Source organism: Allobosea sp. AAP35, assembly GCF_001295925.1.
Lineage (GTDB): Bacteria > Pseudomonadota > Alphaproteobacteria > Rhizobiales > Beijerinckiaceae > Allobosea.
Window position 1 is genome coordinate 24,572 of record NZ_LJHQ01000046.1, and the last position, 20,588, is coordinate 45,159.

The following is a 20,588-nucleotide window of genomic DNA, read 5'->3' on the forward strand; positions in this document are numbered from 1 at the left end:
CGCCATCGGCTGACGGCGGGGCCATGGATATTTAGGCCGGGGTGAACCAGCAATGAAGCCGTCAGGCTGCCACGACCATGCCATGTCGCTCGTCGGAGCCCGGTGCCTGATCGAAGCCGTCGGCTTGGCCCGACCCGTGCGCCGTGTCCGAGCCGTGACCCTCGCGGAAGCGGAAGCGGGCGATATGCTCGCTGAGCGCGCGGGTCTGTTCGTCGGTCAGCGCCAGGGCGGCGTTGGTCTCCTCGACCAGCGCCGCGTTCTGGTGGGCCATGGTGCCGATGCCGTCGATCTCGGTATTGATCGCCGAGACGTCGCTGGCCTGGTTCTTCGCCGTCAGCGAGATGCCGTTCATCAGCCCGGTCAGGTCGTTGACCGACGAGACGATGGCCTCGAACATCGCAGCCGTCTCCTCGACCAGCCCGACACCGACCTTGACGTCGCCATGGGCCGCCTCGACCAGCTTCTTGACGTCGTTGGAGGCATCGGCCGAGCGCTTGGCCAGGCTGCGCACCTCGGTCGCGACGACCGCGAAGCCGCGGCCGCTATCACCGGCGCGCGCCGCCTCGACGGCCGCGTTCAGCGCCAGGAGGTTGGTCTGGAAAGCGATCTCGTCGATCATCGCGATGACCTCGGAGATCTTGTTCGAGGAGGTGCGGATGCGCTGCATCGCTTCGAGCGCAGACGCGACCACCTTCTCGCCCTGCTGGGCCTGGCTTTCGGCGCCCTCTGCCATGCCGGTTGCCTGGGCGGCTTCCGATGCGGTCTTCTTCACCGTCCCGGCGAAGGCGCCGAGCTGATTGGTCGCCATCGAGACGGCGTTGCTCTCCTCGCTGGTGCGCTGGGCGAGATCGGTGACGCCGTCGAGGATCTCGGACGTGGCGCTGCGCACGGCGGCGACCGTCTCGGAGAGCTTGGCGAGCGTGCTCTCGAATTCGTCGGCCAGCGCGTTTGTGCCGTTCTTGAGTTCGGCGAAGGCACCCTGATAGAGCCCCTCGATGCGGGTGGAGAGATGGCCGGCAGAAAGCTCGGCCAGCACGTCGCAGGTCTCCGACAAGCCGCCCTGGACGGTCTCCAGCAACTCGTTGACGGAAGCCGCGAGCGCGTTCAGTTCGGCGTCGGCGAAATTCGCCTGGACGCGGCGGCTGAAGTCGCCTGCGGCGGCTGCAGCGACCACCTCGCCGAAGGCGGCGCCGAGTTCAGCCATCATTTCGCGGCGCTGCCGCAGGGACTGCGCATCATCCTCGATCTTGGCGGCCTCGGCCGCGCGCAGCGCCACCGCATTGTCGCGGAACAGCAGGACGCTCTTCGAGATATCGGATATCTCGTCGTTGCCCTTGGTGTCGACCACGGTTTCGAGCGCGCCATCGGCGATCGCCTTGGTGGCAGCCCAGAGCCGGTTCAGCCGCCCGATGATCATCGGCCGGACGTAAAACAGCGAGAGCGAGAGCGCGATCAGGAGCGAACCGACGCCGATGGCACCCAGCCACATCTTGCTCTGCTCGATCAGCGTCGCCGTGGAGCCGCTGGCGGCCACGGCTTCCCCGCGCGCACCCTCGACGAGCGCCTCGACCTGGCCTCGCAGGGTGGCGGCGGCCCGATCGACATCCTTCAGCGCGGTTGCGATCTGCGCGAGCGTGGCGAGATCGCGCTGTCGCGTTTCGACGATGCCGCTGCGGCCCTCGCCGACGGCCAGGACGGCTTCGACGACCTGGTTGCGGAACGGATTGGCGGCGATGCTCTCCACCGCCTTCAGCTCCATGCGGATACGCATGGCACTCGCGTTGAAGCGTGCCTGCGCGATATCCAGGCGCGGCTTGTCCGGCATCTGCGCGGTTTCGCGCAGCATGCCGATGGCTTCGTTGACCTGCGCCTCGAGCTTGCGCGCGAAGTCGAAGACCGGGAAGTCCCGGTCGTTCAGGCTCTTCATCGCGGCATCGAGCGATTCGCCGGAAAGGCCCTTGATGCTCTCGATGCCCATCGTGACGTTGAAGCGCGCCTCGTCCGCCTCGGAGCCGACCACGCCGCTGAAGGCCTGGCCGGCCTTGGTGAGGTTGTCCAGGGACGCATTCAAGGCGGCGGTATTGCGCATCCGCGCGCCGGTGAGATCGTTGATCTCGTTGATCGTACGCGACAGCTCATCGACGGCCGTCTGGGTCGGCTTCATGTCCGAACCGCGTAGCGCCGCGATCTTGCGGATGAGGTCGAACTGGCGCGCCTCGATCCGGTCAAGCTCATTGGTCAACCCTGCGCGCTGCTGGACGTTGGCAACATCCATGAAGCGTGGCGCCAGAGCCGTCGACTGGGTGGCGGCCTGCGAGAGTTCCAGCGCCAGCTCGACCATCGGCATCTTCTGACCGGCGAGATCCTCGACGGTTGAGCCGACCCGCTCGTAGGACAGCCAGGCGACAGCGGAAGCCACCAATGTGAGCGCCGTCATCACGCCCACAGCCGCATAGATCCGCGCGGCGATTCCGATACGGGTCGGTTTGCGCAGGGTGGCGGGCTTGCTGGCCTTCGTCATCGATCGCTCTCCGAAACGCTGCGACACGATGGACGACGAAGCCGGTGCGAGGACCGCAGCCGGCTTTGAATGCCGGCTTGAGCGGACAAGACACACCATCGCCACCGCGACCTGCGGCAACCGACGAGCCCCCCCGAACCGCCCCGTGCCGCAACTGTCGTTGGGCGGGACATTGTTCGCAGGGACAATTGCCCGGCCGCGCTTAAAGAACGTTTAAACGTGGATTCTTTTGAATCAGTCGCCGAAAGGCCGGATTCACGTTCCGTAAGGGAATGTGGCGACTACGGCGGCTTTCAACCTTCGGGCAGCTGCGGGACCGGGCGCGGACGCCCGGCTTCGTCGATCGCGACGAAGGTGAAGGTCGCATCCGTCACCTTTTCATGGATCATGGTTTGAAAGCGCCGCGCCCAGGCCTCGACATGGATCTTCATCGAGGTGCGGCCCACCGACTCGACCTCGGTGTAGACGCTGAGCACATCGCCGACCTTGACCGGCCGGATGAAGGTCATCGCATCGACCGCGATCGTGACGACGCGCCCCTGTGCCCGGTCGACGCCGGCGATGCCGCCGGCGGCGTCCATGCGCGACATCACCCAGCCGCCGAAGATATCGCCATTGGCATTGGTGTCGGCCGGCATCGCATTGATACGCACCGTCAGATTGCCGCGCGGGGCTTCGTCCCGCACCAGACCGGGCTCGCTCATGCCGACCTCTTTCCTGCCATCCCGCTGCAAAGCCGGCGCTCAGGCCGCCCCCAACTCCTTGCGCACCAGCGCCGCGCCGGCCGCCAGCGCCGCGAGCTTGCCATAGGCGACCTCCGACGTCATCGGCGCCAGCCCGCAATTGGTGCAGGGGAAGAGCTTCTCGGGCGCCACGAAGGCGAGCACGGCGCGGATCGTGGCAGCGACCTCCTCGGGGCTCTCGATCGCGTTGGAGGCGACGTCGATGGCGCCTGCCAGCACGTCCTTGCCGTCGAGCAGCTTGATCAGATCGAGCGGCACCTTGGAGTTGCGGCATTCCAGCGAAACCTGGTCGATCGAGCTTTTCGCGATCGCCGGGAAGGTCTGCTCGTAATGGCGCCACTCTTCGCCGAGCGTCGCCTTCCAGTCGATATTGGCCTTGATGCCGTAGCCGTAGCAGATGTGGACGGCGGTGGTCGCGGTCAGCCCCTGCGCGGCGCGCTCGAGGCAGGCGATGCCCCAGTCCGGCACCTCCTTCATATAGACGTTGAAGGCGGGCTCATCGAACTGGATGACGTCGACGCCCAGCGCCTGAAGCTCATGGGCTTCCTCGTTCAGCACGGCGGCGAACGCCATGGCGAGGTCCTCGCGGCGGCCGTAATGCTCGTCCGCGATCGTGTCGACGATCGTCATGGGGCCAGGCAGCGTGAATTTCAGCTTGCGGGTGGTGTGGGCGCGGGCGGCCTGCGCCTCCATGCTGTGGACGGGCCCCTTGCGACGGATCGCGCCGGTCACGGTCGGCACCTCGGCCTCGTAGCGGTTGTTGCGGATGCCCATGATCGTCTTCTTGTCGAAGTCGATGCCGTCGAGATTGGCCAGGAAGCCATGGACGAAATGCACCCGCGCCTGCTCGCCATCGCCGACGATGTCGATCCCGGCATCCTCCTGCAGCTTCACCGCGAGAATCGTCGCATCGCGGCGGCCCTCCTGCAGCGCCACGCCCTCCAGCTTCCACGGCGCCCAGAGGCGTTCGGATTCGGCAAGCCAGGTCGGCTTGGGCAGGCTGCCGGCGATCGTGGTGAAAAGCATGGAGGTGTCCTCTGGGGGCTTTTGGTTGCGCCGACTTCTGACGCGCCGCAAGCTCGCGTCAAGTCGGCCGATCGAACCAGCGACGTCTTCACCAGGGCGTTCGAGGGCTTTTGGGGGCCCATCGACCGGCACCATCGGCAGATGCGACGGATGGGCGCGGGTGCTCAGGCAGCAACCACAGGCGCCAGTTCCGCATAAGCCTCGGCCTTTGCGACCTGTTCGCGCGTCAGATCATAGCTGTTCTGGAGGTTGAGCCAGAAGCCAGCCGAGGCGCCGAGCACTCGCTCCAGCCTGATCGCGGTATCGGCCGTCATGCCGGTCTCCGCCCTCAGGAGCTTGGTGACCCGCGTCGGCGGGACCTTCATGGCACGCGCGAGGGCTCGGGCCGAGATGCCCATCGGCACGAGGAACTCGTGCTGCAGCATTTCGCCGGGATGGGTCGTGATGCGCGTCATATTGCGCTCTCCCTCAGTGATAGTCAGTGATCTCGATCGCGTGAGTTTGGGTGCCGTCCCATTTGAAACAGATCCGGTATTGATCGTTGATCCGGATACTCCACTGTCCTGCGCGATCACCCTTCAATGCCTCGAGACGGTTGCCTGGCGGGACACGAAGGTCGTCCAGACGCGTAATGTTCATGACGCGGTCGAGCTTTCGCAGCGCAATCGCCTCGAATCCGCGCCAGCGAGGATGGCAATTGCCGTCCTCGTAAAGTGCTAGCGTGTGCTTGTCGGCAATCCGCTTCATGCAGACTGTTTCATAGCATGAAACATTAGCAAAACGCTACCGCGGGTAGCCGGAAGACGTCAGTGCGATGATGCGATGCCCGCGCCGTCGGATCGCCCGATAAGGTTAGACAGCCGCCGTCGCCGCTGGCCCCACCGGCCGCCGCCTGGCCCGCATCATCAGCCAACACACGATCGTCAGATTGACCAGGTTCCAGGCCAGCCCGTTGAGGAACGCCGCACGGTAGGAGGCGAAGGCGTCGAAGATCGCGCCCGAGACATAGCCGCCGAAGGCCATGCCCAGGATCGTCGCCGACATCACGATGCCGATGCGCATGCCGGCTTCCCGCGCGGGCAGATACTCCCGGATGATCACGGCATACATCGGCACGATGCCGCCCTGGAACAGGCCGAAGATGCCGGTGACGATGAACAGCGAGGTCAGCCCGTCGAACCAGAGATACAAAAACAGCGCCAGCCCCTGCATCAGCGATCCCAGTGCCAGCGTCGCCGCCCCGCCGATCTTGTCGGCGACGAAGCCCGAGCCGATGCGGCTGATGATGCCTAAGCCGAGCATCAGCGACAGCATCTCGGCGCCGCGCGCCACGCCGTAGCCGAGATCGCCGCAATAGGCGACGATATGGACCTGCGGCATCGCCATCGCCACGCAGCAGCAGAAGCCCGCGACCGCCAGCAGCCATTGCAGCTGGTTGGCCGAGAGGCCGAGATCGCCGCGCGCGCCCTCGCTCGCCGCATCCTGGGCCGCCATGCTCGCCGCCGAAGGGCGGCGCCGGAAGAAGGGCGCAAGCGGCAGCATGATCGCCATGACCGCGAGCCCGATGCCGATATGCGTCGCCCGCCAGCCATGATTGGCCAGCCCCCAGGTGATGATCTGCGGCCAGATCACGCCCGCCAGATAGCTGCCCGAAGCGCCGAAGACGACGGCCAGCCCGCGATGCCGACGGAACCAGTGCGACAGATCGGCGATGAGCGGCGAGAATCCCGCCCCGCCGCCGACACCGATTAAAAAGAGATGCACCAGAGCGAACTGCCACAGGCTCTGCGCCAGCCCCGCCAGCATGTAGCCGGAGCCGAGCAGCAGCGCCCCGCCGACGATCGGCACGATGATGCCGTAGCGATCGGCGATGCGGCCCATCGCGATGTTGCCGAAGCCGAAGCCCAACATCACGCAGGTATAGGGCAGCGCGGCGCCGGCCCTCAGCGTGCCGAACTCTGTCTGCACCGAAGGCAGCACCACGACGACCGACCAGGTGCCGACGCAGGCTGCGGTGCCGACCACGAGCGACACGACCAGCCGCAGCCAGGCATAGGAGGAATCGGGCGCGTAGCGCGGATCGTCAGGGGCCATGTTTCCTCGGTGCGCCGCTGCTTCGAACGGCGTTCTTCGTCACGAGGATTAGGCAGGGCGCAGCGTCACGGCAAGCGCATCCAAAGCAGGGAGGGGCGGCACGGATGCACGCATCGTGCCCTCCCGGACTCGAATCGGGAGCCTCCGCCCGATGGCGAAAGCTCCCGCTGAGGTCAGTCGGTCGCCATCACGCAGCCATGCGCTCGTGGCGGCCCTCGTTGATTTCCTCAATGATCTTGGCGACGAAGGCCGGCAGATCGTCGGGCTTGCGCGAGGTCACCACGCCCTTGTCGGACACGACCTCGCTGTCTTCCCACAACGCGCCGGCATTGATCATGTCCTGCTTCATCGTACCGTAGGAGGTGAGGCGGCGGCCCTTGGCGATGCCCGTATCAATCAGGAGCCAAGGCGCATGGCAGACGGCCGCGACGACCTTGCCCTGCTTGAAGAAGGCCTCGATCAGCGCCAGCGCCTTGGGGTTGCCGCGCAGCGTGTCGGGGTTCATCTGCCCGCCGGGCAGGACGATGGCGTCGTAAGCATCGGCGCTGACTTCGTCGAGCGTCTTGTCGACCTTGACCGCCCGGCCCCAGTCCTTCTGGTCCCAGCCCGTGATCTCTCCGGCCTCGGGCGAGACGATATGAACGGTCGCGCCGGCCTCTTTCAGCTTGGCATGCGGCACATCGAGTTCCGACTGCTCGAAACCGTTGGTGGACAGGATGAGAATGGATTTGCCTGATAGAGCGCTCATGAGCAGTCTCCTCGTTCGGGTTGAAGGTGATGATCCAACAACCCGCGGGAGGGGCGTGCGTTCCTGCGCCAATGGGTCGCCCTGAGGCGAGCCGCCCTTATCCGAACACCGCCTCGCCCTGCTGGTCAACGAGTTGCTGACCCTTGACGAGCGTGAAATCGACCGCCTCCCCCTGACCCGGAAAGCGGTCGGCCCGGACGAAGCGGTGGCTCTTCAGCTCCCCCTCGATCGTCTTCTCGACGACGCCACAGAGCTGCCACTGCCCGCCATCCTGATAGGGCGTCGCATGAATGGTGAAGCCGTTATGCTCGATGCTCTTGAGCGGGCCGGCCGGCTTGTTGTCTGCCGCCTTGCGGCCGCCGAACAGGGATTTCAGGAACGACATCGGGCTTTCCTCCGGCGCGGATGCGAGGGCGGCAGGAGAACTACCCGGCCTCGGTCAGGATGCCAAGCCGCCCCCTCACCCCGCCAGATGCAGCACGACCTCGCGCCGGTGCGGCCGCGCCCGATGCTCGAACAGATAGATCCCCTGCCAGCTGCCCAGCATCAACCGCCCGTCCATCACGGGCACGCTCAGCGACACCGGCGTCAGCGCCGCCTTGAGATGGGCGGGCATGTCGTCAGGCCCCTCGGCGCGATGGACGAGATAGTCCATCGCCGGATCATCCGCTGCAGGAACGAGCCGGCGGAAGAAGGCATCAAGGTCGACACGGACATCCGGATCGGCATTCTCCTGGATCAGCAGCGAGCAGGAGGTGTGGCGCACGAAAACCGTGAGCAGCCCGGCCGCGATCCCCGCCCCAGCGACGAAATCCTCAACGCGGGCGGTGAACTCGTAGAGCCCCGGCCCTTTCGTCTCGATGGCGAGGACGGTCTGGCTGATCACGTCGCCCGCGCCTAGCGCTCGGTGACAGCGAGCTTGGCCCCCAGCGCGACGAAAGCCCCCGCAAACCCTCGCCGCAGCCAGGCCATCACCGCGGGCCGGCTCACCACCTTGTCGCGCATCGCCGCTGCAAACAGCCCGTAGAGCGCGAAGACGATGAAGGTCATCGCCATGAACACGGCAGACAGCTCCAGCATCCGCGCCAGCGGAGCCGCCTCGCCTGCCGCGATGAACTGCGGCAGGAAGGCGACGAAGAAGATCGAGAGCTTGGGGTTGAGCACATTGATGGCGACGCCGTCGCGCAGCACGCGCCAGGCCGAACGCGGATCGGCCTTGGCCTCGACGCTCAGCGCGCCATGCTCCCGCAGCGTCTGCCAGGCCATGAACAGCAGATAAGCGACGCCGGCATATTTCACGATCGCAAAGGCCAGCGCGCTGGCATGCAGCACAGCCGCGAGCCCGACCATGGCAGCCAGAAGATGCGGCACGATCCCGAGCGTGCAGGCGAAAGCGGCGACAACGCTCGCTTGCGATCCGCGCGTGAGTCCGGCCGCGATGGTGTAGAGCGCGCCAGTGCCGGGCGATGCGACGATGATCAGGGAGGTGAGCAGGAATTCAGGGGACATGGCGGCATCCATCCGACACGACGATACCGCATCAGAATGACCGGCCGCCCCATTGTCCAGCCCGAATATCGCCTTCGCTACCCGACGGGATAGCCCAGCAGGTAGCGGTAGGGCGCGAACAGGACGTGAAGGTAAGGGATGTTTCGCGCGCCCATCGTGGCCCCCGCATCGCCCCAATGGGCGAGGCCATAGGCGCAGCCAAGCCAGAGAATGCTGCACCGGACCCAGCCTTCGAAAAGGCGAGCTGAACCGATCGTCACGCCGAGAGCCCGCAGGCCCGCTGCCGCTATCACCAACGGCAGGCCAAAATTAGCAACAACGGCCACCAGGCCATAAAACAGAATGGGGAAGACGACGAGCCCGCTGACGAAACTGACGATGGGTATCGCCAGCACCAGCGCGGCGCCGATGACGAGATAAAGCCGCGCTCCCGCCATGATACGCTCCGTCCCAAGCGAACACGGAAACGATAGCTGCGACCGCGTGAAAGGCGGGTTAATCCGCCGGCAGGGCAGGCTTTGGACCATGCCGCTCGACCAGTTCGATGCCTTCGTCCTGCAACTGAAAGACAAGGAGGAGAATTCATGACCGCCCTGCCCGCCATCGTCTTCGATCCCACACTCGATCTCGAACTGAAGCGCGAGGTCGCGGTCGCGCCTCACCTCGTCTGGCGCGCCTGGACCGAGCCCGCGCTGCTGAAGCAGTGGTTCACGCCCGCCCCCTGGAGAACCACCGCCTGCGAGATCGATCTCCAGCCAGGCGGCAAGTTCCGCACCGTGATGGAAGGCCCCGACGGCGAGAAGCACGACAACACCGGCTGCTTCCTCTTCATCGTGCCGGAGACACTGCTGGTCTTCACCGATGCGCTCGGCCCGGGCTACCGTCCGCTCGGCTCGGGCTTCATGACCGCCTCCGTCCTGATCGAGCCCACGACCACGGGGACGCTCTATACCGCCCGCGCCCTGCACAAGGACGAGGCCGCGAAGAAGCAGCACGAGGAGATGGGCTTCCACCAGGGCTGGAGCACGGCGCTGGATCAGTTGGTGGCGCTGGTGCGGGGGATTTGAGCCCCACAAGCTCCATGCATGAATAAAAAAGCCGGCGGCAAGGCCGGCTTTCGCATCAATTGTCGAGGAAGCTCCGCAGCTTCCGGCTTCGTGACGGATGCTTCAGCTTGCGCAGCGCCTTCGCCTCGATCTGGCGGATGCGCTCGCGGGTGACGCTGAACTGCTGGCCGACCTCTTCGAGTGTATGGTCGGTGTTCATGCCGATGCCGAAGCGCATGCGCAGAACACGTTCTTCACGCGGCGTGAGCGAAGCAAGCACACGGGTCGTCGTCTCGCGCAGATTGGACTGGATCGCGGCGTCGATCGGCAGGATCGCGTTCTTGTCCTCGATGAAGTCGCCGAGATGCGAATCTTCCTCGTCGCCGATCGGGGTCTCCAGCGAGATCGGCTCCTTGGCGATCTTGAGAACCTTGCGCACCTTCTCCAGCGGCATGGCGAGCTTCTCGGCCAGTTCCTCAGGCGTCGGCTCGCGGCCGATCTCGTGCAGCATCTGGCGCGAGGTCCGCACGATCTTGTTGATCGTCTCGATCATGTGGACCGGGATGCGGATCGTGCGGGCTTGGTCGGCGATCGAGCGGGTGATCGCCTGGCGGATCCACCAGGTCGCATAGGTCGAGAACTTGTAGCCGCGGCGGTACTCGAACTTGTCCACCGCCTTCATCAGGCCGATATTGCCTTCCTGGATCAGATCGAGGAACTGCAGGCCGCGATTGGTGTATTTCTTGGCGATCGAGATCACGAGGCGCAAGTTTGCCTCGATCATCTCCTTCTTCGCCTGCCGCGCCTCGCGCTCGCCCTTCTGGACCATCAGCACGATCTTGCGGAACTCCTGGATCTCCAGGCCGGTCTCGGACGCCAGCGTGTGGATGTCCTCGCGCAGGCTCTTGATCCGCTCCAGCTCCGCACCGACGAAATCGCGCCAGCCGCGCGAGCCGAGCTTGGAGACGCGCAGCACCCATTTCGGATCGAGCTCGCCGCCGACATGCTGCTTGAGGAAGTCCTCGCGGCCGACGCCATAGCTCTCGGCCAGCCGCAGCAGGCGCGTCTCATGGCCGATCAGGCGCTTGTTGATGTCGTAGAGCTGCTCGACCAGCGCCTCGATGCGGTTGTTGTTGAGCGAGAGCGACTTCACCGCGGTGATGATGTCGTCCTTGAGCTTCTTGTATTTGCGGTCCTGCGACGGCGAGAGCTTGGTGTTCTCCAGCCGGTTGGCGATGTCCTGGTCCTGCAGGCGGCGCAGCTTCTTGTAGTTGTCGGCGATCGAATCGAACGTCTCCAGCACGCGCGGCTTGAGCTCGGCCTCCATGGCCGAGAGCGAGACGTTGTTCTCCATGTCGTCGTCGTCGAGATCGGACGGCAGTTCGCCCTCGGGCACCTCGCCCTCGGCAGCTGGAGCTGCTCCCTCAACGGGGACGCCTTCGCCGCCTTCGCCCGGCGCAACCTGCGGGTTCTTGCCGTCGGGACCGGCATAGGTCGCTTCGAGATCGATGATGTCGCGCAGCAGGACCTTGGCTTCGTTGAGCTCGTCGCGCCAGATGATGATCGCCTGGAAGGTCAGCGGGCTTTCGCACAGCCCGGCAATCATCGCCTCGCGGCCAGCCTCGATGCGCTTGGCGATGGCGATTTCGCCCTCGCGGGAGAGCAACTCGACGGAGCCCATCTCGCGCAGATACATCCGCACCGGATCGTCGGTGCGTTCCGTCGGCTCGAGATTGCGCTTGACCTCGACGGGCAGGGCCGAGCGCGAGGCATCGACCAGATCGCCGCCCTCGGCCTCTTCCTCGTCGGCGCCATTGGTGCCGGTGCGCGCCGCAGCGCGCTCCTCGCCAGAGGCTTCCGGGTCCTCGTTGTCGACGACGTTGATGCCCTGCTCGCTGAGCTGGCCGAGCACATCCTCGATCTGCTCGGAGGTGAACTCCTCCGAGGGCAGGACTTCGTTCAGTTCGTCATAGGTGACATAGCCGCGCTTTTTGGCGAGCTTGATCATCCGCCTGACGGCCTGATCCGTCAGATCGAGCAACGGTCCATCGGAGGTCGCAGGCGCTTCCGGCGCGACCTGATCGGTCTTGTCCCGTTCGCTCGTTTTCGTCGCCATCAATCAGCGCTCCGCACTCTCGCATCGCCTCCGGCTTGGTGAGAAGCCATAGGCAGACGCATAAAAGGGCGGCGCGGCCGCAGGTCCGGCGCGCTCACCCCACCCAAATCACTCTGGCGAGATGGCACCGTTCATCCTTGATGAACCGTTAACCACTCCCAATCCGCACGCGCATCTTGACCGCGAAAGACCCGGAACCTTGCCCTGAACCGCTGGTTGTCAATCACCGGACATCGCCTCCGTCCCCTCGATCGTTTCGAGGCGGGCTTTGACGTCCTTGATCCAGGCGAAATTGGCTTCCGTCGCTTCGTCAGCCAATGCGCGTTCGGCTGCCTTCAACTCGCTATGTAGCGTCCGCGCGCGATGATGCAAGACGATAGCCTGCCGAATCGAGTCGAAAACCGATTCAGGATCAGCCGCTTGCGCGAGTTGCAGACGCTCCGCCGGCCCCGTGACCGCCAGCAATTGCGCCTGTGCATCGCGCACGCGCGGCTGTTCCAGCCGGCTCGCAAGCGCCGTCTCGTCAAGCACGCCTTCCATTGCGGCATCGAGCAGGGCCTGCCGGAAACGCTCGGCCGCGGCCCCGTCGAGCGCCAGCTCCGAAATCTCGTCGGCACATCGCAGGATCAGTTCCGGATGGCTCGCCAACGCCAGCAGGATGAAGGCCTCGCGCGTGTCCTCGCCGCGCCCGCGCGCCATGATCTTGGTGCGCGTCAGCTGGCTCGAGGCCTTGAGGGGCCCCACCAGCCAGGGCGAAACGGGTGAAAAGCCGCCCCGGCCACCGCCGCGCCCGCCGCCGTTCTGCCCGCGGCCGCGCGGATAGGCGCCATCCCGGCCCCGTTCTGCGCGCGCCGGGGCAGCGCTCGCGAAGAGCTGCGCCAGCCGCTCCTCCATCTCGCGACGATAATGCTTGCGCGTCGTCTCGTCGCGGATTTGGCCCAGCGGTTCCTTCACCCGGCGCTCGAAGGCGGCGCGACGCTCCGGCGTGTCGAGCGGGCCGGCCTCGACCTCCCGCGTCCACAGCATGTCGACGAGCGGCCGCGCCGCGCCCAGGACTTCGGCGATCGCGGCCTTTCCGCCCGAACGCGCCAGATCGTCGGGGTCCTGCCCCTCGGGCAGCAAGGCGAAGGACAGCGACTTGCCGGGTTCGAGCTGTGGCAAGGCGATATCGATGGCGCGGCTGGCCGCCTTGCGGCCCGCCTTGTCGCCATCGAGGCAGATCACCGGCTCGTCTGCCATGCGCCAGAGCAGCGTCAACTGGTCCTCGGTCAAGGCGGTACCGAGCGGCGCCACCGTTTGCGGGAAGCCGGCCAGCGCCATCGCGATCACGTCGACATAGCCCTCGACGACGATGACGTGGCCGGTGTCGTGGGCGGCCTTGCGGGCATTGTGGTGGTTGAACAGGAGCGAGCCCTTGTGGAAGAGCGGCGTCTCCGGCGAGTTCAGATATTTGGCCGAAACCTCGGCGCTCATCGCCCGTCCGCCGAAGGCGACGACGCGCCCGCGCGAATCATGAATCGGGAACATGATGCGGTCGCGAAAACGGTCGTATGGCACGGCGATCTCCTCGCCATGCACGAGCAGCCCCGCTTCCATCATCAGCTCGGCCGACACGCCCTTGCCCGCGAGATGGTCGCGCAGCGCGAAGCGATCGGACGGCCCATAGCCCAGCCGGAAGCGCGTGCGTGCCTCGCCATCGAGCCCGCGCGAGGCGAGATAGCGCCGTGCCGCGCCGCCGCGATCCCCCGCCAGCTCGGCTTCGAAGAAGCGCGCCGCGAGTTCGACCACCTCGTGCAGGCCTTTTCGCCTCTCCTCCTGGACCTGCGCCTCTTGCGTGATCTTCGGCAGAGTGACACCGGCCTCGGCAGCGAGCTTTTCCACGGCCTCGGGGAAGGACAGCCCCTCCGTCTCCATCACGAATTTGAAGATGTCGCCGTTCTTGCCCGACGAGAAATCGAAGAAGGAGGCCTTCTGGTCATTGACGAAGAAGGATGGAGTCTTCTCGGCGTTGAAAGGCGAGAGACCCTTCCATTCGCGGCCGGCCTTGGCGAGGCGCACGCGCTTGCCCACCACCGCCGAAACCGGCAGCCGCGCCTTGATTTCTTCCAGAATGGAGGGCGGGAACTTCATCGCTCTCTATGTGGGCGCGAGCGCCGCCAAAGCCAATCGCGGATATGGCGGAAGCCCGGTTTGTTGGCGCAATCCACAGCCGCGTGATAAAGAAACCGTGGTAAAAGGAAGAAAGCCATGGCCCTCAACATCAAGGATCCGGAGACGGAAAAGGCCGTGCGGACGCTGGCGAAACGCCGCGGCCTCAGCCTGACCGAGGCCGTGCGTCAGGCTGTCAGCAGCGAACTCGGCAAGGACGAATTGTCGGAGGACGAGAAGGCACGGCGGATCGCGGAGGGGCGGCGAAAGCTGAAGGCGTTTTACGACCGACACAACGTTAAACCGACGACGCATGTCATGACCAAGCAGGAAATGGACGACGCGATTGGTTATGATGAGAATGGTTTCTGGTGAAACTCGTCGTCGATACTTCGGCAATCGTCGCTTGTATGACAGGCGAGCCCGAAGCGGGCAGGTTCGCAGAACTTCTTGAGTTGGCCGATACCCGTGTTTTGTCGAGTCTGAACCTCCTTGAGTCGCGTCTCGTCATAGCGTTCTCGAAGGGAATGCTCGTCGATACGGTCGATGACTTCCTCGCTGAATACCAGATCGACATAATCCCCTTTGACGAAGCCCTCTCCGATCGCGCTTTCGAAGCCTATCGCCGCTTCGGCAAGGGCCGCCATCCCGCCAAGCTCAACATGGGCGATTGCGCGGCCTATGCACTGGCGAGGGCGCGTGGCTGGCCGCTGCTCTACAAGGGTGAAGATTTTAGCCTGACGGACATCGAGCGGGCGTGAGCCCGCTCGCCCTGTAGAGCCTCAACCGCTCAGCGCCGCCTTCACCAGCCCGCTTGCCTTGCCGAAGTCCATCTGGCCGGCATAATGCGCACGCAGGATCGCGATGACCTTGCCCATGTCCTTGACGGATTCGGCGCCGCTTTCGGTGACGGCCGCAGCGATGGCGGCCTTCACCTCGTCCTCGGACATCTGCTTGGGCATGTAGCTCGCGATCACCTCGACCTCGGCGCGTTCCCCGGCAGCCAGTTCGGGGCGGCCATTGGCGTCATAGATCGCGATCGATTCCTGGCGCTGCTTGATCATCTTCTGCAGCAGCGCGAGGATCTCGTCGGGCATCGTCTCGGGCTTGCCGAGGCCACGCGCCTCGATGTCCTTGTCCTTCAGCGCCGAGGTGATCAGGCGGATGGTCGAGACCTTGCCTTTCTCGCCGGCCTTCATCGCCTCCTTGAGATCGGCCGTGAAGCGCTCGCGCAGGTTGGACATGTCAGTATTCCCTTTTTAGCCACGGGCTCTGCGCCCGCATCGATTGACGTCATGGGAGCGCGTCTTTAAGGCTCGCGCTCCAGACGACGGCGAGCGAAAACGCTGCCGCCCATGCATTGCCGCAAGCCAGCGCGGCCTGGACCGAGACATAGACATGACCGCACATGAAGGAAACCCCGCCGCGGGCGGCTGGAGCGAACCGCGCGCGACCGCGCTGCTGGTGCTGGCGGACGGCACGGTGCTTGAGGGCTTCGGCCTGGGGGCCACCGGCGAGGCGCCGGGCGAAGTCTGCTTCAACACGGCGATGACCGGCTATCAGGAAATCCTGACCGACCCCTCCTATGCCGGGCAGATCATCACCTTCACCTTCCCCCATATCGGCAATGTCGGCGTCAATGACGACGACACCGAGACCGTCAACGCCGCCGCCTCCTCCGGCGTGCGCGGCGTCGTCCTCCATGCCGCCATCACCGAGCCGTCCAACTGGCGTGCCAGCCGGCATTTCGACGCCTGGCTCAAGGCTCGCAACATCGTCGGCATCTGCGGCATCGACACCCGCGCGCTGACCGCACTGATCCGCGACGGCGGCATGCCGAACGCGGTGCTGGCCCATGCGCCCGATGGTGTGTTCGACATTCCGCGCCTTCAGGCGATGGCGGCGGAGCTGCCGGATATGACCGGTCTCGATCTCGTTCCGCTGGTGACCTCGACTCAGCGCTATGACTGGGACGAGACGCCTTGGCAGTGGCCGGCCGGCTACGGCAAGCGCACGAGCGCGGCCCACAAGGTCGTGGCCATCGACTATGGCGTGAAGCGCAACATCCTGCGCCTGCTCTCCAAGGTCGGCTGCGACGTCACCGTCGTGCCCGCGACCGCGACCGCGTCCGAGATCATGGCGCTGAAGCCGGACGGCATCTTCCTCTCGAACGGCCCGGGCGACCCGGCCGCGACCGGCGAATATGCAGTCCCGGTGATCAAGGAATTGCTAGAGAAGAAGGTCCCGACCTTCGGCATCTGCCTCGGCCACCAGATGCTGGCGCTCGCCGTCGGCGGCCAGACCATGAAGATGAAGCAGGGCCATCACGGCGCCAACCACCCGGTGCAGGACAAGACCACCGGCAAGGTCGAGATCGTCTCGATGAACCATGGCTTCGCGGTCGATCCCGCCTCGCTGCCCGCGCATGCGGTCGAAACCCATGTTTCGCTGTTCGACGGCTCCAACAGCGGCTTTGCCCTGACAGACCGCCCGGCCTTCAGCGTCCAGCACCACCCCGAGGCCTCGCCCGGCCCTCAGGACAGCCACTACCTCTTCAACCGCTTCGTCGAGATGATGGACGCGGACAAGGCGAAGGCCTGACCGGGCCCGCGCTCAGCCTCTCAAAGCCGGGATCCGCCATGCCGCGTCTGCTCATGATCAGCCTGTGTCTGTCGCTCTCGACAGCGCCGGCCTTTGCCCAGGCGCTCTGCGACGAGATGTGGGCCGAACGCAACGCGATCTATTTCGACGCGGGCTACTGCTTCAAGACGACCCGCGCCAAGGCGGCTTTCGGCGACAATGCCGACTGCCGCTACGACAATATCGCGGATGTGCCGCTGACGGCCCGCAACCGCGCCGATATCGCCGACATTCTGCAGCGCGAGCGCAGCGCCGGCTGCCCGCGCTGACGGCCATCCCCTTTCGCACCTCCCGCCGGCAGGTCCCGACCTGATCCTGGCCTTCAACCTCCAGGCTCTCGCGCGACATGATCCGCCTTGAAAACATCGGCAAGCAGAACGGCCAGCAGATCGTCTTCATCGAGGCTTCGGCCTCGCTCCTAAAGGGCGAGAAGGTTGGGCTCGTCGGCCCCAACGGCGCCGGCAAGACCACGCTGTTCCGCATGATCACCGGCGAGGAACAGCCCGATGAGGGCATGGTCCAGGTCGATCGCGGTGTCACTATCGGCTATTTCAGCCAGGATGTCGGCGACATGAAGGGCATGAGCGCGGTCGCCGCCGTGATGGACGGCGCCGGCCCGGTCAGCACGGTCGCGGCCGAACTGCGCGAGCTGGAGGCCGCGATGGGCGACCCCGACCGTGCCGACGAGATGGATGAGATCATCACCCGCTATGGCGAGGTCCAGGGGCGCTTCGAGGAGCTCGACGGCTATGCGCTCGACGGCCGCGCCCGCGAGGTGCTCGACGGGCTCGGCTTCAGCCAGGAGATGATGGAGGGCGATGTCGGCGCGCTTTCGGGCGGCTGGAAGATGCGCGTCGCGCTCGCCCGCATCCTGCTGATGCGCCCCGATGCGATGCTGCTCGACGAGCCCTCCAACCATCTCGACCTCGAGAGCTTGATCTGGCTGGAATCCTTCCTCAAGGGCTATGAGGGCGCGCTTTTGATGACCTCGCATGATCGCGAGTTCATGAACCGCATCGTCGGCAAGATCGTCGAGATCGATGGCGGCGCGCTGACAAGCTATTCCGGCAATTACGAGTTCTACCAGGAGCAGCGCGCGCTCGCCGAAAAGCAGCAGCAGGCGCAGTTCGAGCGCCAGCAGGCCATGCTGGCCAAGGAGATCAACTTCATCGAGCGCTTCAAGGCGCGTGCCTCGCATGCTGCCCAGGTCCAGAGCCGGGTGAAGAAGCTCGACAAGATCGAAAAGGTCGAGCCGCCCAAGCGCCGCCAGACCGTCTCCTTCGAGTTCCAGACCCCGCCGCGCTCGGGCGAGGACGTTGTGACGCTCAAGGGCGTCCACAAGCGCTATGGCAGCCGCACGATCTATGAAGGGCTGGATTTCCAGGTCCGCCGCAAGGAGCGCTGGTGCGTGATGGGCGTCAACGGCGCCGGAAAATCGACGCTGCTGAAGCTCGTCACCGGCTCCACCGCGCCCGATGACGGCATGGTCGCGCTCGGCGGCTCGATCAAGCTCGGCTATTTCGCCCAGCACGCCATGGAGGTGCTCGACGGCGACCGCACCATTTTCCAGTCGCTGGAGGACCGCTTTCCCCAGGCCGGCCAGGGCTCGCTGCGCGCGCTCGCCGGCTGCTTCGGCTTCTCGGGAGACGATGTGGAGAAGCGCTGCCGCGTTTTGTCGGGCGGTGAAAAGGCCCGCCTGGTCATGGCGCTGATGCTCTACGACCCGCCGAATTTCCTCGTGCTCGACGAGCCGACCAACCATCTCGACATCGCCACCAAGGAGATGCTGATCGCCGCGCTCGCGCAATACGAAGGCACCATGCTCTTCGTCAGCCACGACCGGCATTTTCTCGCCGCGCTCTCCAACCGCACGCTGGAACTCACGCCAGATGGCGTCCACGCCTTCGGCGGCGGCTACACGGAGTATGTCGCCCGCACCGGCCAGGAGGCGCCGGGGCTGCGGAGCTAGCGTCTGCGCTGTCTCGGAACAACGTCGTCATCCTGGGCGAAGCGCAGCTTCGTCCCGGATCCATCGAAGACCACGACCGTGCCCTATGATGGATCCCGGCCTGCGCCGCTTCGCGGCTAGTCCAGGATGACGCAGCAGATCGAGATCAAGGACCCCGTCCGCCGACCCGGATAGCGTCCGCGTCCAGCGATCAAGCCGCGAGCCTTTGATGACCGACAATCCCCTGCCCAAACCCGGCGCTGCCCACCCCGCCATCACCGAGGCGATGATCGCGACCCTGGTCGCGCGCTTCTACGCCAGGGCGCGCGAGGATGCCGTGATCGGGCCGGTCTTCCAGGACGCCGTCGCGGACTGGGACGAGCACATCGCCAACATCGCCGATTTCTGGAGCTCGGTGATGCTGCGCACCGGGCGCTATCACGGCCGGCCGATGCGCCCGCATCTGATCCTGCCGCTGGAGCCGCAGCATTTCGACCGCTGGCTGGCTCTGTTCGAGGAGACCGCCCATGAGGTCTGCGGCGCGCCAGACATCGCTGACGCCTTCATCATGCGCGCCCGCCGCATCGCCGACAGTTTCGAGATGGGCCGTGCCTCGGTCACGGGTGCAATCGCCCGCCCGCGCCACAGCCGGGGCTGAGGCTGCCGCCGGCCAGCACCTAAAATCCCCGCGCCGCCAGCGCCTTCTCGTCGTCCTGGATATAGTCCCGGATCACCGGCACCGCGCTCTTGTGCGGGCCGAGCAGAAGCTGGAAGACCATGTCGCCGCCGATGTCGAAGGAGATCGAGCAGGCGCAGAGATAGAACTCCCACATCCGTGCGAAGCGCTCGCCCATCATGGCCACGACCGCAGGCCTTTGCGCCATGAAGCGCGCGCGCCAAGCTTCCAGCGTCCAGTGATAATGCCGACGCCAGAACTCGCAATCCGACGACCACAGCCCGGTCTGCTCGACCGCGGCGAACACCTCCGACAGCGCCGGGGCATAGCCACCCGGAAAAATGTATTTGTCGAAGAACGGACCCGTGAAGCCCGGCGGGCCGACGCGGCCGATGCAATGCACCAGCGCGCTCCCGTCCGGCGTCAGCAGGTCGCGGATCTTTTCGAAATATTCGAGGTAATGCGCGACGCCGACATGCTCCATCATGCCGACCGAGACGACCCGGTCGAAGGTGCCTGTCAGCTCGCGATAGTCCTTGTTGATGAAGCTCACGGCCTCGCCGACGCCTGCGGATTCGGCCCGCTTCCGCGCGGCCGCCATCTGATCGGGCGAGACATTGAGCCCCGTCACCTTCGCGCCACAAGCCCTCGCCAGATAGATCGCCAACTCACCCCAGCCGGAGCCAATGTCGAGAACGGTCATGCCGGGCTCGATCCTGAGTTTGGCGGCGATGTGCCGGAGCTTGGCCTGCTGCGCAGCCTCCAGCCCGACCTCAGGCGAGTGCCAATAGGCGCAGGAATAGGTCATCGTCTCGTCGAGCCAGAGCCGGTAGAAATCGGACGGAATGTCGTAGTGGTGCTTGACTCGTCTGCCCGCGACGCCGAGCGGGTTGTGCATCCGCAGCCGCCGGATCCTGAAGCGCACCGAGCGGATCAGCTTCTGCAACGGCTGCTTGCGCAGTTCCTGGCGCTGCAGCCAGAACAGCGTCAGCAGGTCATGGATCGTGCCCTCCTCGAAATCGATCCGCCCATCCATATAGCCCTCGGCCAGGGCCAGTTCAGGATTGAGGAAGAGTTCGCGCTCGATCCGCTCGTCGTGGAAGCGCACCGTGACGGAAGGAGCGGTCTTGACGACGCCGGCAAAGGTCAAATCGCCGGGGCCGGGGCCGAAGACATGTCGCCCGCTGTCGGGCGTGAGCACCGTAAGCCGGCCATGCCTGATAAAACTCTTTAACATACGCGGAAGCAGAAGCATCGCGGCCCTCGAGTTTGAGAGCTGACCTTAGAGCATCCCTTGCCGCCCTGGGAACCGCTTTAAGTAACGTGCCCCGCCGCCGGCGGCTCGCCCTGAGCGAAAGCGCCGCCCCCCCCCC

General features: G+C 65.5%; 22 protein-coding genes. 7 read left to right on the forward strand and 15 right to left on the reverse strand.

Annotated elements, in window-relative coordinates; translation table 11 throughout:
• Window positions 1–61: 61 nt before the first annotated feature.
• From IP69_RS15715 to IP69_RS15765, 11 genes are all read right to left on the reverse strand, one after another.
• On the reverse strand, window positions 62–2,521 hold the full coding sequence (locus IP69_RS15715; RefSeq protein ID WP_054143781.1) for a methyl-accepting chemotaxis protein: 2,460 nt from the start codon (window positions 2,519–2,521) through the stop codon (window positions 62–64).
• Window positions 2,522–2,814: 293 nt separating this feature from the next.
• A complete protein-coding gene (locus tag IP69_RS15720) occupies window positions 2,815–3,225 on the reverse strand; it encodes an acyl-CoA thioesterase (RefSeq protein WP_054143782.1) in 411 nt (136 codons plus the stop codon).
• A gap of 39 nt (window positions 3,226–3,264) precedes the next feature.
• Entirely contained in the window at window positions 3,265–4,290 is a 1,026-nt protein-coding gene (locus IP69_RS15725) for a methionine synthase (RefSeq protein ID WP_054143783.1), read from the reverse strand.
• Window positions 4,291–4,454: 164 nt separating this feature from the next.
• Entirely contained in the window at window positions 4,455–4,745 is a 291-nt protein-coding gene (locus IP69_RS15730; protein ID WP_054143784.1) for a HigA family addiction module antitoxin, read from the reverse strand.
• A 13-nt stretch (window positions 4,746–4,758) separates the two neighbouring features.
• Window positions 4,759–5,037, reverse strand: a complete 279-nt coding sequence (locus tag IP69_RS15735; RefSeq protein WP_054143785.1) for a type II toxin-antitoxin system RelE/ParE family toxin — start codon at window positions 5,035–5,037, stop codon at window positions 4,759–4,761.
• Between the two features lie 105 nt (window positions 5,038–5,142).
• A complete protein-coding gene (locus IP69_RS15740; RefSeq protein ID WP_054143786.1) occupies window positions 5,143–6,384 on the reverse strand; it encodes an MFS transporter in 1,242 nt (413 codons plus the stop codon).
• A 187-nt stretch (window positions 6,385–6,571) separates the two neighbouring features.
• Window positions 6,572–7,132, reverse strand: coding sequence for a type 1 glutamine amidotransferase domain-containing protein (locus tag IP69_RS15745; RefSeq protein ID WP_054143787.1), 561 nt, complete (start codon window positions 7,130–7,132; stop codon window positions 6,572–6,574).
• 97 nt (window positions 7,133–7,229) lie between these two features.
• Window positions 7,230–7,517 (reverse strand): HlyU family transcriptional regulator, encoded by a 288-nt coding sequence (locus IP69_RS15750; protein ID WP_054143788.1) that lies wholly within the window; start codon window positions 7,515–7,517, stop codon window positions 7,230–7,232.
• A 75-nt stretch (window positions 7,518–7,592) separates the two neighbouring features.
• Window positions 7,593–8,015 (reverse strand): secondary thiamine-phosphate synthase enzyme YjbQ, encoded by a 423-nt coding sequence (locus IP69_RS15755; protein WP_054143804.1) that lies wholly within the window; start codon window positions 8,013–8,015, stop codon window positions 7,593–7,595.
• Between the two features lie 14 nt (window positions 8,016–8,029).
• A complete protein-coding gene (locus tag IP69_RS15760) occupies window positions 8,030–8,641 on the reverse strand; it encodes a LysE family translocator (RefSeq protein ID WP_054143805.1) in 612 nt (203 codons plus the stop codon).
• 77 nt (window positions 8,642–8,718) lie between these two features.
• A complete protein-coding gene (locus tag IP69_RS15765) occupies window positions 8,719–9,078 on the reverse strand; it encodes a hypothetical protein (RefSeq protein WP_054143789.1) in 360 nt (119 codons plus the stop codon).
• A 147-nt stretch (window positions 9,079–9,225) separates the two neighbouring features.
• Here IP69_RS15765 and IP69_RS15770 point away from each other — a divergent pair, with 147 nt between their 5' ends.
• On the forward strand, window positions 9,226–9,708 hold the full coding sequence (locus IP69_RS15770; RefSeq protein ID WP_054143790.1) for an SRPBCC family protein: 483 nt from the start codon (window positions 9,226–9,228) through the stop codon (window positions 9,706–9,708).
• Between the two features lie 55 nt (window positions 9,709–9,763).
• Here IP69_RS15770 and rpoD read toward each other — a convergent pair whose 3' ends face one another.
• A complete protein-coding gene (gene rpoD, locus IP69_RS15775; protein WP_054143791.1) occupies window positions 9,764–11,803 on the reverse strand; it encodes an RNA polymerase sigma factor RpoD in 2,040 nt (679 codons plus the stop codon).
• A 219-nt stretch (window positions 11,804–12,022) separates the two neighbouring features.
• On the reverse strand, window positions 12,023–13,933 hold the full coding sequence (dnaG, locus tag IP69_RS15780; RefSeq protein WP_054143792.1) for a DNA primase: 1,911 nt from the start codon (window positions 13,931–13,933) through the stop codon (window positions 12,023–12,025).
• Window positions 13,934–14,050: 117 nt separating this feature from the next.
• On the opposite strand from dnaG, the gene IP69_RS15785 reads away from it, so the two are divergent.
• Together IP69_RS15785 and IP69_RS21520 are read left to right on the forward strand one after the other, a co-directional pair.
• Window positions 14,051–14,326 (forward strand): type II toxin-antitoxin system VapB family antitoxin, encoded by a 276-nt coding sequence (locus IP69_RS15785; protein ID WP_054143793.1) that lies wholly within the window; start codon window positions 14,051–14,053, stop codon window positions 14,324–14,326.
• Window positions 14,323–14,712: a type II toxin-antitoxin system VapC family toxin gene (locus IP69_RS21520; RefSeq protein WP_082359382.1), complete on the forward strand. Its 390-nt coding sequence runs from the start codon at window positions 14,323–14,325 to the stop codon at window positions 14,710–14,712. The genes IP69_RS15785 and IP69_RS21520 overlap by 4 nt, the downstream gene beginning before the upstream one ends.
• A 21-nt stretch (window positions 14,713–14,733) precedes the next feature.
• Here IP69_RS21520 and IP69_RS15795 read toward each other — a convergent pair whose 3' ends face one another.
• The gene (locus tag IP69_RS15795) at window positions 14,734–15,195 is read right to left on the reverse strand and encodes a GatB/YqeY domain-containing protein (protein WP_054143795.1); all 462 of its coding nucleotides are present in this window, start codon (window positions 15,193–15,195) and stop codon (window positions 14,734–14,736) included.
• Window positions 15,196–15,349: 154 nt separating this feature from the next.
• Between IP69_RS15795 and carA the strand changes: the two genes are divergently transcribed.
• The 4 genes from carA to IP69_RS15815 all read left to right on the forward strand — a co-directional run bounded on the left by carA (window position 15,350) and on the right by IP69_RS15815 (window position 19,197).
• A complete protein-coding gene (gene carA, locus IP69_RS15800; RefSeq protein ID WP_054143796.1) occupies window positions 15,350–16,552 on the forward strand; it encodes a glutamine-hydrolyzing carbamoyl-phosphate synthase small subunit in 1,203 nt (400 codons plus the stop codon).
• Between the two features lie 38 nt (window positions 16,553–16,590).
• On the forward strand, window positions 16,591–16,860 hold the full coding sequence (locus tag IP69_RS15805; RefSeq protein WP_054143797.1) for a YARHG domain-containing protein: 270 nt from the start codon (window positions 16,591–16,593) through the stop codon (window positions 16,858–16,860).
• Window positions 16,861–16,937: 77 nt separating this feature from the next.
• Window positions 16,938–18,560 (forward strand): ABC-F family ATP-binding cassette domain-containing protein, encoded by a 1,623-nt coding sequence (locus IP69_RS15810; RefSeq protein ID WP_054143798.1) that lies wholly within the window; start codon window positions 16,938–16,940, stop codon window positions 18,558–18,560.
• Window positions 18,561–18,768: 208 nt separating this feature from the next.
• Window positions 18,769–19,197 carry a group III truncated hemoglobin gene (locus IP69_RS15815; RefSeq protein ID WP_054143799.1) on the forward strand — a complete coding sequence of 143 codons (429 nt, stop codon included), beginning with the start codon at window positions 18,769–18,771 and terminating at the stop codon, window positions 19,195–19,197.
• Between the two features lie 19 nt (window positions 19,198–19,216).
• Here IP69_RS15815 and IP69_RS15820 read toward each other — a convergent pair whose 3' ends face one another.
• Entirely contained in the window at window positions 19,217–20,416 is a 1,200-nt protein-coding gene (locus tag IP69_RS15820; RefSeq protein ID WP_349236301.1) for a cyclopropane-fatty-acyl-phospholipid synthase family protein, read from the reverse strand.
• Window positions 20,417–20,588 lie beyond the last annotated feature (172 nt).

Coding starts and splice junctions, on each gene's coding strand:
- IP69_RS15715 (WP_054143781.1), bottom strand. CDS start 2,521: ATGACGAAGGCCAGCAAGCCCGCCACCCTGCGCAAACCGACCCGTATC.
- IP69_RS15720 (WP_054143782.1), bottom strand. CDS start 3,225: ATGAGCGAGCCCGGTCTGGTGCGGGACGAAGCCCCGCGCGGCAATCTG.
- IP69_RS15725 (WP_054143783.1), bottom strand. CDS start 4,290: ATGCTTTTCACCACGATCGCCGGCAGCCTGCCCAAGCCGACCTGGCTT.
- IP69_RS15730 (WP_054143784.1), bottom strand. CDS start 4,745: ATGACGCGCATCACGACCCATCCCGGCGAAATGCTGCAGCACGAGTTC.
- IP69_RS15735 (WP_054143785.1), bottom strand. CDS start 5,037: ATGAAGCGGATTGCCGACAAGCACACGCTAGCACTTTACGAGGACGGC.
- IP69_RS15740 (WP_054143786.1), bottom strand. CDS start 6,384: ATGGCCCCTGACGATCCGCGCTACGCGCCCGATTCCTCCTATGCCTGG.
- IP69_RS15745 (WP_054143787.1), bottom strand. CDS start 7,132: ATGAGCGCTCTATCAGGCAAATCCATTCTCATCCTGTCCACCAACGGT.
- IP69_RS15750 (WP_054143788.1), bottom strand. CDS start 7,517: ATGTCGTTCCTGAAATCCCTGTTCGGCGGCCGCAAGGCGGCAGACAAC.
- IP69_RS15760 (WP_054143805.1), bottom strand. CDS start 8,641: ATGTCCCCTGAATTCCTGCTCACCTCCCTGATCATCGTCGCATCGCCC.
- IP69_RS15765 (WP_054143789.1), bottom strand. CDS start 9,078: ATGGCGGGAGCGCGGCTTTATCTCGTCATCGGCGCCGCGCTGGTGCTG.
- IP69_RS15770 (WP_054143790.1), top strand. CDS start 9,226: ATGACCGCCCTGCCCGCCATCGTCTTCGATCCCACACTCGATCTCGAA.
- rpoD (WP_054143791.1), bottom strand. CDS start 11,803: ATGGCGACGAAAACGAGCGAACGGGACAAGACCGATCAGGTCGCGCCG.
- dnaG (WP_054143792.1), bottom strand. CDS start 13,933: ATGAAGTTCCCGCCCTCCATTCTGGAAGAAATCAAGGCGCGGCTGCCG.
- IP69_RS15785 (WP_054143793.1), top strand. CDS start 14,051: ATGGCCCTCAACATCAAGGATCCGGAGACGGAAAAGGCCGTGCGGACG.
- IP69_RS15795 (WP_054143795.1), bottom strand. CDS start 15,195: ATGTCCAACCTGCGCGAGCGCTTCACGGCCGATCTCAAGGAGGCGATG.
- carA (WP_054143796.1), top strand. CDS start 15,350: ATGACCGCACATGAAGGAAACCCCGCCGCGGGCGGCTGGAGCGAACCG.
- IP69_RS15805 (WP_054143797.1), top strand. CDS start 16,591: ATGCCGCGTCTGCTCATGATCAGCCTGTGTCTGTCGCTCTCGACAGCG.
- IP69_RS15810 (WP_054143798.1), top strand. CDS start 16,938: ATGATCCGCCTTGAAAACATCGGCAAGCAGAACGGCCAGCAGATCGTC.
- IP69_RS15815 (WP_054143799.1), top strand. CDS start 18,769: ATGACCGACAATCCCCTGCCCAAACCCGGCGCTGCCCACCCCGCCATC.